A 12,740-nucleotide genomic window follows, 5' to 3' on the forward strand; every position below is an offset into this window, starting at 1 on the left:
ACAATTAGCCCTGCACCTTCACATGCATCGGCGGCAGGCCCTGGCAGGCGCGGTTGTGAATGGTTGTGAAGGCTGTTTCGATATGGCGGGCGAAGGCCTGGTTATCGAAGAGGGCTGAACTGGGCAGATTGGCCGCCAGTTTCTCACGGATAGATTGCATCAGTGCCGGGTCAGAGGCCAGTTCAACTGCTTTATCTTCATACGCTTGTTCAGTCGCAGTAACCAGCTCCGGCAGACCCACCGCCTTCAGTAGGCTTGACCCCATCCGCCCTGCAAACGACTTACCCGTCCGGGTCAGCACTGGTAGCCCCACCCGCAGTGCGTTACTGGCCGTTGCTCCTGCGTTATACGGCAGCGTATCCAGGAACAAATCCCCCAACCGTTGGCGCGCTAGGTGATCCTCTAGCAGAATCTTCTTGGCAAAGATTAGTCGGCCTGGGTCTACCCCGTGCGCTGCTGCAAACGCCCTTAAATTCTCCTGGGCCTTCTCATTACTCACAAACAACCACAGCACCCCATGGGGCACCCGGTTCAGAATCCGCATCCAGATCTCAAACACCGGGGGCGTAATCTTGTAATTATTGTTAAACGCACAAAACACAAACGCATCATCCGGCAACCCGAACTCCGCCCGGGTCATCGGTCGGTCAGAAGGGTGCTGCTCCGGGTCATTGATCTGGTAACTCGGCAGATAGATCATCTTCTCGTTGTAGAAAGGCCTTGCCTCTGCTGGCACAATCGTCTCATCCGTCACCAGATAATCAATATAGGGCGCGCCCATCGTCCCCAGATACCCGATATAGCTCACCTGCACCGGCGCCGCCCGGTGTGCAAAGATCCCGGCCCGGCAGTTCTCAGTAAACCCATTCAGATCCACTGCAACATCGATCTCCATTGAACGGGCGAGTTCAGCCACCTCCTTGTCGGAGAGATCCTGGATCTCGATAAACTGATCCACAGACTCTTTGACCCGCTGATGCCACTTATCCTTGATTGGGTTACCCAAGGAGAACGCAATCACCTCAAAGCGGTTACGGTCGTGAGCCGCAAATAGCCCCAGCATCAAATGGGCGACCGGGTGGTTTCTGAAGTCGGTCGAGAAGTAGCCGATCTTAATCCGAGTGTGCTCGGCATGTGTCAGAGGTGGCGGCAGTTCATCCTTGGCCGGAAACTCACTCCCTACAAAAGTCTCAATAGCGCGCTGCTGGACTTGTGGATCGTCCACCAGGGTCATTACAGCAAATGGGGCCGACACCGGCTTGCCGGCCATAATGTCACGCGTCAGGTCTGCAACTAGGCCATCGAACCCCGCCCATTCCCCCACATGCAATTTAATGTAAATACATTGGGCGCGTAAGAACTTGGTCTCCGGATCAATCGCTAGTGTGCGCTCGTAAGCAGCCAATGCCGCGGGGAAATTTCGTTGTGAATAGTATAGATTGCCTCGATTGAGTGTTGTTGAATGCTTCATAGGCTCAAGCGCTAACGCCTGATCGTAAAGTGCTTCAGCCTCATCGTAGCGGAGCTGTTTAACTAAAACATCAGCACGGTTACCCAAACAATCCACATGCTTCGGTTGAAGCAACAAACAATGTTTGTAAGCAGCATCGGCCTCGCTTAAACGTCCCAGTTGCTGCAACAAATTGCCTAAGTTGTAGTATGAATCCGGCAAATCTGGATTCAAGGCAATCGCCTTGTTGTAGCAGATTCTGGCCTCGTCAAGCCGTTTCAACTGCTTGAGCGCCGTGCCCATATTGCAGTAGCTCTCAGCGGCTTTCGTTTCAAAGCAGATCGCTTGCTCGTAACAGGCAATTGACTCCTCGAAACGATTTAAATCTACGAGTAAATTGCCCAGACGAAAGTAGGCATCGGAATATCTTGGGTCGAGCGCTATGAGCTTCTCATAACAAGCCAAGGCTTCATCTGGCTGGTGGAAGCTTTCACATAGCAGAACCCCTAAATTAGCGTAGGCACTCAAGCAGTTCGGGTCAACGGCAATGGCCTGTTCATGATAAGCGCGCGCCTGGTCGAACTGCTTTAAACGGCGGCACACCACGCCAAGGTTTGTAAGCGTATCGGCATTGTTCGGCTGGAGCTTTAGAGCCTCCTTAAAATGGCTGGCGGCATTCTCCATTTCCCCCAGTGCAAAAGCGACCTGCCCCAAGCGGATATGAATGGGCGTCTGTTTTGGTAACTCCTTAGCAAGCGCCAGAAAAACTTTCTGGGCATCTTCCAGTCGGCCAGCGTTTTGATGCGCAATACCCGCCTGAAACCGCTGATTGGCACTTGTGGTCATCGTTCTTCGCCTTTTACGGCGGTATGCGCTGGCGGCAGGTTTTGGCAAGCGCGGTTGTGAATGGTTGAGAAGGCGGTTTCGATATGGCGGGCGAAGGCCTGGTTATCGAAGAGTGCGGATGTGGGTAGGTTAGTGGCCAGCTTCTCTCGGATAGACTGCATCAGTGCCGGGTCAGAGGCCAGTTCAACTGCTTTATCTTCATACGCTTGTTCAGTCGCAGTAACCAGCTCCGGCAGACCCACCGCCTTCAGTAGGCTTGACCCCATCCGCCCTGCAAACGACTTACCCGTCCGGGTCAGCACTGGTAGCCCCACCCGCAGTGCGTTACTGGCCGTTGCTCCTGCGTTATACGGCAGCGTATCCAGGAACAAATCCCCCAACCGTTGGCGCGCTAGGTGATCCTCTAGCAGAATCTTCTTGGCAAAGATTAGTCGGCCTGGGTCTACCCCGTGCGCTGCTGCAAACGCCCTTAAATTCTCCTGGGCCTTCTCATTACTCACAAACAACCACAGCACCCCATGGGGCACCCGGTTCAGAATCCGCATCCAGATCTCAAACACCGGGGGCGTAATCTTGTAATTATTGTTAAACGCACAAAACACAAACGCATCATCCGGCAACCCGAACTCCGCCCGGGTCATCGGTCGGTCAGAAGGGTGCTGCTCCGGGTCATTGATCTGGTAACTCGGCAGATAGATCATCTTCTCGTTGTAGAAAGGCCTTGCCTCTGCTGGCACAATCGTCTCATCCGTCACCAGATAATCAATATAGGGCGCGCCCATCGTCCCCAGATACCCGATATAGCTCACCTGCACCGGCGCCGCCCGGTGTGCAAAGATCCCGGCCCGGCAGTTCTCAGTAAACCCATTCAGATCCACTGCAACATCGATCTCCATTGAACGGGCGAGTTCAGCCACCTCCTTGTCGGAGAGATCCTGGATCTCGATAAACTGATCCACAGAATCCTTCACCCGCTGATGCCACTTATCCTTGATTGGGTTACCCAGGGAGAACGCAATCACCTCAAAGCGGTTACGGTCGTGAGCCGCAAATAGCCCCAGCATCAAATGGGCGACCGGGTGGTTCCAGTAATCCGTAGAGAAATACCCGATCTTGATCCGCGCATGCTCGGGGTGTGGGGTTGGAAGCGGCAGTTCATTCTTGGGTGGATACTCACTCCCTGCAAAAGTCTCAATAGCGCGCTGCTGGACTTGTGGGTCATCCACTAGAGCCATCACCGCAAACGGGGCCGACACCGGCTTGCCGGCCATAATGTCACGCGTCAGGTCTGCAACTAGGCCATCGAACCCCGACCAATCCCCCACATGTAACTTAGTATACAAATAGTGGCCTTGCAGAAAGTTGACCGGCACACGCAGCTCAACAGCTTTCTGATAATTCTTTACGGCTTCCGGATAATTCTTGAGGCCACCATAGCAGATCGCCATGTTGGCTAAAGCAGAGCCGTAATCTGGCCTGATCGACAGCGCTTGCTCAAAGAGGGGGATTGCTGCTTTAAAGTCCTTGCGCCGCATATATACATTGCCGAGGTTGTAATAGGCATCTTGCAGCTTAGGGTTTAGCGAAATCGCCTTTTTGTAGGCGGCAATGGCCGCTTCAGGTTGTTGGAATGCCTCATGCATCAAAAGCCCAAGGTTACAATGGGCTTCAGCATAATTCGGGTTAATTTCAATTGCCTTTTTCTGGCACGCCAGTGCGTCATCGTAACGCTTTAGCCGGCGGTAGATCACACCCAGATTTGCCACCGTATCAGCTCGCTTTGGGTCGCAGGATAGCGCATCTTCTAAGTGCTTGGCAGCATCTTCCAGATTACCCAATGCAAAGGCAGTTAGCCCTGCACGGTTGTGCAGGGAAAACTCTCTGGGAAACTGTTGCACCAAGGCCGTAAACACGCCATACGCCTCAGCGGCCTTGCCGTCCGTTAACAAACGAATGCCTTCTTGGAGGCGTCGATTGGCAAAGGCGATCGCGTCAGAGGTGCCACGTTTCTGTAGTTTTCGGTTTTTCAAAGCGTTCCTGCTTGTCATTAGCGTTTCTGAAAGCGCGGCTCGAACCTTGGTCACAACGGCATCCCAGCGACCGGGCTGGGCTTGTCGGAAGAGGCGGGCGCTTGGGTACCAGGGTGAATCTTTCCGCGTCAGGAGCCAGCGCCAATCCGGTGCAGCGGGAAGTAGAATCCAGACGGGTTTTCCCATGGCGCCTGCCAGATGCGCCACCGAGGTATCGACCGAGATCACTAGATCCATCAACGAAACAATGGCCGCGGTATCCGCAAAATCATTAATTGCCTCGCAATGAGTACGAATCATCGGTAACGCAGCAAGACTGTTTGCATCCTCTTCTCGGATCTCTTTTTGTAGGCAATGAAATTCAATCGGTAGCGATAAGAACGGTAAAAGTTCCTTCAGCGCAAGACTCCGGTTATGGTCATTTTGGTGCAATGTTGAGCCAGACCAGACCAACCCAACCCGAGGCTTGGCATGCGAGCCGAGTCTTTGAGCCCAGGTTGCAACGCGTAACGGTTCGGTAGACAGATAAGGTGCTGAAGGCGGCATATGGTCGAGCGTTGTGCCAAATGCCAAAGGCAAACTCATCAGCGGGATATAGTAGTCAAACCTAGGTAACGGGTCGCCCATAACAACAAGCTCGCAGGCGGGTGTCAGTGTCTTCAGCAGCGGTACCAAAGGTGCCGGGGTTTCCAGAATAACCTCGGCGTCCATTTCGACTGCTAATTGGACATACCGGGCATATTGGATGCAGTCGCCGATCCCTTGCTCATGATGTATCAGCAAACGTTTGCCTGCGAGAGGCGTTTTGCCGAGCCATAGGGGCTCATTGAAATCGCGGCTACCCAAGCGCATTCCCGATTTCCAGCCCCATTCATACAACACAAAACCCTCTGGAAAATCTCCCATCAGGAGCTTTAGAAATGCTTTGTTCCAGTAGGCGTCCGCAAAGTCAGGGTTCAGTGCAATCGAACGATCAAGGCACGCCAAGGCTAGTTCATAATTGCTTGTCTTATGGGAAAGCAGGCCCATGTTAAAGTGAGCGTCCGCTGAAGCGGGGTCTAGCATCAGCGTCCGCTGAAAAAAGTAGCGGGAATCTGCCTCGTGCCCTAGGTCCGCAAGCGTGACACCCATATTGCAGTAAGCTTGGGCGTAATCGGGCTTCAGTCTAATGGCATCTTGGTAGGCGCTTAGAGCATCGGCTAAACGGTTTAGCTTGCGCAATGCATTGCCGCGGTTGTTGTGGACTACTGCAGAATTAGGGTTGTGGACTATTGCACGATCATAAGATTCAAGCGCCGCATCAAAGCGCCTCAGCGCTTGAAGAGCGTTACCGTGGTTAATATAAGCATCAGCATAATTGGGCTTAAGCGCAAGGGCCTTTTCTGCTGCGGCAAGTGCAGCCTCCGGCGGGCTGTGGCCGTCTAGCAGCGTTATAGAGAGGTTGTTGTAGGCTTCGGCATACTCGGGATTGAGTTGAATCGCCGCACGATAAGCGGCTTTCGCAGCAGTAAAGTTGCGTAGATTTCCGAGGGCGACGCCAAGGTGAGATAATGTATCGGCCTGATTTGGATCAAGATTTAACGACTTTCTTAAAAGCTCAATCGATTGTACGTAATGGCCGGCTTGAAGCTCTGCGCTACCTGCAAGGTGTAAAAGTCGCGGATTGGTGGCGTGTCGATTAACAAGCTGCCGTAAAATCGCAATAGCTTGTGCATGGTTACCAGTGCCTTGTAATGCCTGAGCCTCAGCCAGGAGCGCGTTGTCACCATCAGGTATGTGTGCTTGATCGTCCATGACATGATTTTAAAGTAAGTTATCAAAAAAGCGGCGGGGTCAGAGTTGTTGTAAATGCGCAACACTTCAAAAAAAACACAATGAATTGGTTGCCATGGCGCTGAAGTATGGTTAGTATCCAACCGTTAGTCTCGAATATTGCTCGTGGCAAGAGTATTTGCGCATGGGTTTTGTATTATCTTTAAGGAGCGTTAAATGGCTTTTACCTATACCTTGTCGGGCTCGAGCGGCTCATACACACTAGAAATCGCGTCAACTCAAGGCGTGACACTATCACTGGCCTCTGCTAGTTCTAGCGCCAACGTTACGATCAGCCAAGGTGGGTCAACGGTAGACTTAGGCGCTCCAATTAGCGCATTTGCTGTTGGCGGGTTGCCGGTTACAACGAACGGTTCTGCCATCGTTACCTATGATGCCGTAACGTTTATAACGGGCTCGGGGTTGGCTAGCAAATTTACGGCCGGCGCTATTTTGGCGGTATCTGCAAATGCCTCGACAAGTAATTACCTGGTTACTGCTGACAACCTGAATGTGATCGCTGATAACGCGATTCAGGATCTGAACCTGACTAATGTTCAATTTGCTGCTGTAGCAACAAACAGTCTCAATGCTGTTCTTGATGAAAAGCTGTCGAGCGTAGCGGGTGATGAAGCTACAATTAATGCTGCGGATTTCTCAGCTGGTACAACGATTAGCGCAGCTACATACACCTCTGATTTTATCGTGGTTGGCTCTTCGGGTGCTGATACGATTACTGGCGGCGCGGGTGCTGATACGATTACCGGTGGCTCGGGTGCTGACAGCATTGTCGGTGGCTCGGGTGCTGACATTATTACCGGTGAAGTAGGTAATGACACTGTGATCGGTGGCGCAGGCGCTGACACCTTTAACGTGGACAGTGGTACGGACGTCATTAACGATCTGGGCAATGGCCAAGATATCTTGGTTGTTTCTTCGGGCGCAACTGCTAATGCCACAGTGGCTACAAGCTGGACGGCTACTGCTGCAACAGTCAACAGTGGCTCGGCAACGTTGGATCTGAATGATGGCGTTGGCGTTGATCTGACGGGTGTTACTGCAGCTGGTGCATTTGCTGTAACTGCTAGCGGCAATACTGCAGCTTCCTATGTTCGTGGTTCGATCAACGCGGACACAATTACAGGTAGCTCGTTGGCCGATGAACTGCGTGGTTACAATGGCAATGACAGCATTTTCGGTGGTTCTGGCAACGATGTTATCTACGGTGGCGTGGGTAATGACACGGTCAACGGTGGGGTGGGTAATGACACCATCACAGTAGACTGGGGTACGGACACCATTACCGATCTGGGCCTGGGTCAGGATGCGCTGGTTGTTACATCAGGCGCAACGGCTAATGCAACGGTCACCACGGACTGGACGGCAACTTCGGCAACATCAAACTCTGGAACGGCAACGCTGACTCTGGGTGACGGTGTTGATGTCGTTCTGACCCTTGCTGCTGGTACGTCGGGCTTCACGATCGCTGCTGGTAATGCAACGACCGCGTCTGTAATCGTTGGTTCGGGTAATAATGACACGATCACAGGTAGTTCGCTGAATGACATCATTAACGGTAACGCGGGTGCTGATAGCATTACCGGTGGTGTGGGTGCTGACACTGTGACCGGTGGCGCAGGCGCTGACACCTTTAACGTGGACAGTGGTTCGGACGTCATTAACGATCTGGGCAATGGCCAAGATATCTTGGTTGTTTCTTCGGGCGCAACTGCTAATGCCACAGTGGCTACAAGCTGGACGGCTACTGCTGCAACAGTCAACAGTGGTACGGCAACGTTGGATCTGAATGATGGCGTTGGCGTTGATCTGACGGGTGTTACTGCAGCTGGTGCATTTGCTGTAACTGCTAGCGGCAATACTGCAGCTTCCTATGTTCGTGGTTCGATCAACGCGGACACAATTACAGGTAGCTCGTTGGCCGATGAACTGCGTGGTTACAATGGCAATGACAGCATTTTCGGTGGTTCTGGCAACGATGTTATCTACGGTGGCGTGGGTAATGACACGGTCAACGGTGGGGTGGGTAATGACACCATCACAGTAGACTGGGGTACGGACACCATTACCGATCTGGGCCTGGGTCAGGATGCGCTGGTTGTTACATCAGGTGCAACGGCTAATGCAACGGTAACCACGAGCTGGACGGCAACTTCGGCAACATCAAACTCTGGAACGGCTACGCTGACTCTGGGTGACGGTGTTGGTGCAGACCTGTCGCTTGCTGCTGGTACATCGGGCTTCACGATCGCTGCTGGTAATGCAACGACCGCGTCCACTGTGACAGGTTCTGCCAACAATGACACGATCACAGGTAGTTCGCTGAATGACGTCCTGAACGGTGGTTCGGGTGCTGACATTATTACTGGTGGCGTAGGCACTGACACTGTGACCGGTGGCGCAGGTGCTGACACCTTTAACGTTGCCTCTGGTACGGACGTCATTAACGATCTGGGTAATGGTCAGGACATCCTGGTTGTTTCTGGTACAGCAACTGCCAACGCCACAGTGACTACAAGCTGGACAGCAACTGCTGATACAGGCAACAATGGCACAGCTGCGACTCTGACGCTGGAAGATGGCGTTGGTGTGAACCTTGCTCTTGCTAGCGGTCTGGTGGGTTATACGGTCACTGCTGCCGGCAATACGGCAGGCTCCTATGTCCGAGCCTCTGCCAACGCTGACACAATTACAGGCAGCTCTTTGGCAGATGAACTGCGTGGTTACAACGGCAATGACACCATTTTCGGTGGTTCTGGCAACGATATCATCTTCGGTGGCGTGGGTAACGACACGGTCGCTGGTGGTGCAGGTGCTGATAGCATCACGGTGGATTGGGGCACAGACACCATTACCGATCTGGGTCTGGGTCAAGATGCTCTGGTTGTTACATCAGGCGCAACGGCTAATGCAACGGTCACCACGAGCTGGACGGCTACTGCCGATACAAGCAACGCCGGTACGGCTACGCTGACGCTGAGTGATGGTGTTAATGTAAATCTGGCCCAAGCTGCTGGTACGTCGGGCTTCACGATCACTGCTAGCAATGCAACTACTGCGTCCTATGTACGAGGCTCTGCCAACAGTGACACAATCACAGGTAGCTCGTTGGGCGATGAACTCCGTGGCTTTGATGGTAACGATTCCATCGTCGCAGGTGCAGGCATTGATGTCATCTGGGGTGGCGTAGGTGCTGATACGCTAAATGGCGGAACCGGTGTTGACATTTTCCACTACGATGCTGTTGCAACAGGTGCCACATTGGCAACATCGGATGTGATTCAGAGTTTCACAGCATCGGATGATTTAATTAGTACCGGCATCGTTGGGTTCCAGATAAGCGATGTCACAATTGCTGATGGTTCGAGCCAAACCTTTGCTGACTTTACCAGCGCAGCATCGGCTGCATTTGCAAGTGGTCAAGATGTTTATGTCTCCACCAACTTTGGTGCGACTGGCACTGGACTTGTTGCAATTAACAACACCGGTGGTAATACGTTCGCTGAGGGCGATTCGTTGATCCAGCTTGTTGGTACCTCAGGCACGATTGTAGCGGCCAACTTTATCGCTTAATCTTCCTTATTGAGGATGCCCGCAGTTCTCTGTGGGTTGTTTTAGTAAGCCCCCGCTCACAAGGCGGGGGCTTTTGTTTTTCGGAAACGTAGTAACCTGGAATGAATAAATACCACTGATGTATAATGCGAAATCTGAAAATTCGGCAACAAAACCAACTTCATGCCCCAGAATTTCAACATAAGATCACTCCTCTCGCCCTACCGTAAGGCCTTTACATCTGTTGGCATATTTTCGGGTGTGATTAGCTTCGTGATGTTGGTGCCCGGCTTTTACTCCATGTGGTTGTTTGACCGGGTATTAACTAGTAAAAATGAACTCACGTTATTGATGTTGACGCTGATCGTCATTTTTTTCTTCGTTCTCTGGTGGGCGCTAGACGCGATTCGCTCTTATGTGGTTATCCACATCAGCAAACACATAGATGCCCGGCTTAACGAGCAGGTATACGATGCCGCCTTTCAGCAAGCCTTGAATCAGCAAGGTGGCGGAAACGCAGTTCAGGCGCTGAACGACATGACAGCGTTACGTCAGTTTGTCACAGGCCCTATTTTATTCGCACTCTTTGACTTGCCCTGGTTCCCTATTTTCTTGCTGATTCTTTTTATCTTTAACTTCTGGATGGGTCTGTTTGCAGTGGTGACGGTAATCCTGATGGTTGCACTAACGGCGTACAACGAGGTTCTCACCAAAACACAGCTAAAAAAAGCGCAAGCCATTTCCATGAAGGCGACTAATACGGCAGGTAATACGCTGCAAAACTCCGATGTCCTTGACGCAATGGGCATGCTAGGCACCATGAAAATGAAGTGGCTCAAGCTCCATGAAAGCTTTCTAGAGCATCAGATAATAGCCAGCCAGCGTGCCGCTACCTTTGATTCAATCACCAAGGTCTTCCAGATGTCAGTCATGTCTCTGATTATGGGCCTGGGTGCATTTCTTGTGCTGGAGCATCAGATTACGCCAGGTATGATGTTTGCTGCCTCGTTCCTTATGGGCAAAGCCATCATGCCTATTCAGATGATCGTACAAGGTTGGCCACAGGTTGCTCTGGCATTATCAGCATATCATCGTCTTTCTGAGCTGATTAATGGTAACCCAAATCGTGAATACACCATGAGCCTGCCTAACCCGGTGGGTAATATACAGGTTGAAAATGTATTCGTTGCGCCTCCAGGACAGAATCGTCCCGTCGTGCAAAGTGTCAGTTTTAGTATTGAACCCGGTGATCTTTTGGCCATTGTCGGGCCCAGTGCTTCGGGAAAATCAACCCTTGCCAAATGCATGATCGGCGTCTGGAAGCCACTCGCGGGTAAGGTGCGTCTTGATGGAGCCGATATGCATACCTGGAACCGTGAAGAGCTTGGACCTCATCTGGGATATTTACCCCAGGATATAGAGATCTTTGAAGGCAGCATCAGTGAAAACATCGCTCGGTTTACAGATTTCAATCCGCAGGATGTGATTGCCGCCGCCGAAGATGCGGGTATTCATCAGATGATTTTGCGGATGCCCGAAGGCTACGATACCCGTGTCGGCCCAGGTGGGGTAGGGCTGTCAGGTGGCCAGATGCAACGCGTTGGCTTGGCGAGAGCGCTATTCAAAAATCCGACCTTTGTCGTGCTCGATGAGCCCAACTCCAATCTCGATGACGTTGGTGAAAAGGCGCTCGCCGAGGCGCTGTTAAAAATCCGCCAGCGCAAAGGCACTGCCGTGATCGTCACCCACCGGTTGAGCGCCCTCAGTCTAGCTAACAAAATGCTGGTGATGCGTGATGGCAAGCTAAGTTTATTCGGCCCAACAAAAGCGGTGATGGAAGAGTTGAATAAAGCGAAACAGCCGCAATCTCTACCGCCATCACCTGCAGCGGCATAAGGGTTTTCATGAAGTTTGATGTGATTGATGTTTTGCACCGGTTTTATACTTGGGTCAATACCCGTCTAGAACCATTGAAGGCGTGGGGTGAGAAATCAACCCTGCATGTATCCACAGTGCCTAAGGATGTTGAGGACTTCACACGCCTAGGTTGGAAAGTGATGATCTTCGCCTTTGGCGGTTTCATGATCTGGGCCACCTTCGCGCCGCTGGATCGGGGTGTTAGCGCAAATGGTTATGTTATTACCGATGGCCAGCGTAAAATTGTACAACCCGTATCATCAGGCATCCTGGATGAAATGCTGGTGACAGAAGGCGAGCACGTTGAATCGGGGCAAGTGCTTGCCCGGATGAACAGCACCACCGCCACCGCCCAGCTAACAGCGGTTCAGGATAGTATTGCCAGTCTGGAAGGGCAAATAGAGTCACTGAAGCGCGGTATTGATAGCAAAAAAAACCAGGTTCGCATCATGCAGCAGCAGCTTGCTAATGCCAAGGAGCTGGCACGGGAAGGCTATATACCCAAAAACCGGGCGCTTGACGTTGAACAGAATTATGCCCAGTTGAATAGCGCCATTGCCATGGATGAATCAACACTCCAAGAGCGGCAGCGCATGCTCTCCGAGCAGAAGTCCAGGCTCGAGCCATCGCAGCTCGACCTCAACAGAACCGAGATCAAGTCACCGGTAAGCGGGTACGTTGTTAATCTCCAGTTCTTTACCCAGGGCGGTATTGTGCAGGCAGGCCAGAAATTGATGGAGATCACCCCGGACAATCAGCCATTGATCGTGGAGGCCAAACTGCCGACCCATCTGGTGGATAAAGTACACGAGGGTGACTCTGTCGAAATTTTGTTTACCGCCTTGAATCAGAACAGAACACCGCGCATTCCAGGCGTGCTTAAGGTGGTGGGCGATGACCGCATTGTCGACGATCGGCCGACAGACCCTCAGGTGGCTTCTTACTACCGGATACAGGTTGAGGTCACCCCGGAAGGTGAAAAGAAACTCGGTGATAACAAGATACGCGCTGGTATGCCGGCCGATGTCTTTGTTAAAACAGGCGAGCGGACACTGCTCAGTTACATGATCAAACCCATTTCTGATCGACTCCACTCGGCGCTACGCGAGGACTAG

5 protein-coding genes are annotated in these 12,740 nt (G+C 52.2%); 3 read left to right on the forward strand and 2 right to left on the reverse strand.

The annotated features are described in order from the left end of the window. Positions 1 to 4: 4 nt before the first annotated feature. Together AC3GOJ_RS10085 and AC3GOJ_RS10090 are read right to left on the reverse strand one after the other, a co-directional pair. A complete protein-coding gene (locus AC3GOJ_RS10085) occupies positions 5 to 2,296 on the reverse strand; it encodes a tetratricopeptide repeat protein (RefSeq protein WP_488237340.1) in 2,292 nt (763 codons plus the stop codon). Then, positions 2,293 to 6,120, reverse strand: coding sequence for an O-linked N-acetylglucosamine transferase family protein (locus AC3GOJ_RS10090; protein WP_488237341.1), 3,828 nt, complete (start codon positions 6,118 to 6,120; stop codon positions 2,293 to 2,295). Before AC3GOJ_RS10090 ends, AC3GOJ_RS10085 begins: the two co-directional genes overlap by 4 nt. A gap of 195 nt (positions 6,121 to 6,315) precedes the next feature. Here AC3GOJ_RS10090 and AC3GOJ_RS10095 point away from each other — a divergent pair, with 195 nt between their 5' ends. The 3 genes from AC3GOJ_RS10095 to AC3GOJ_RS10105 all read left to right on the forward strand — a co-directional run bounded on the left by AC3GOJ_RS10095 (position 6,316) and on the right by AC3GOJ_RS10105 (position 12,740). Beyond that, entirely contained in the window at positions 6,316 to 9,729 is a 3,414-nt protein-coding gene (locus AC3GOJ_RS10095) for a beta strand repeat-containing protein (RefSeq protein ID WP_488237342.1), read from the forward strand. Positions 9,730 to 9,891: 162 nt separating this feature from the next. Then, the gene (locus tag AC3GOJ_RS10100; RefSeq protein WP_488237343.1) at positions 9,892 to 11,604 is read left to right on the forward strand and encodes a type I secretion system permease/ATPase; all 1,713 of its coding nucleotides are present in this window, start codon (positions 9,892 to 9,894) and stop codon (positions 11,602 to 11,604) included. Positions 11,605 to 11,612: 8 nt separating this feature from the next. After that, a complete protein-coding gene (locus AC3GOJ_RS10105) occupies positions 11,613 to 12,740 on the forward strand; it encodes a beta-barrel domain-containing protein (RefSeq protein WP_488237344.1) in 1,128 nt (375 codons plus the stop codon).

The sequence above is a fragment of the Fluviibacter sp. genome, from assembly GCF_057744235.1.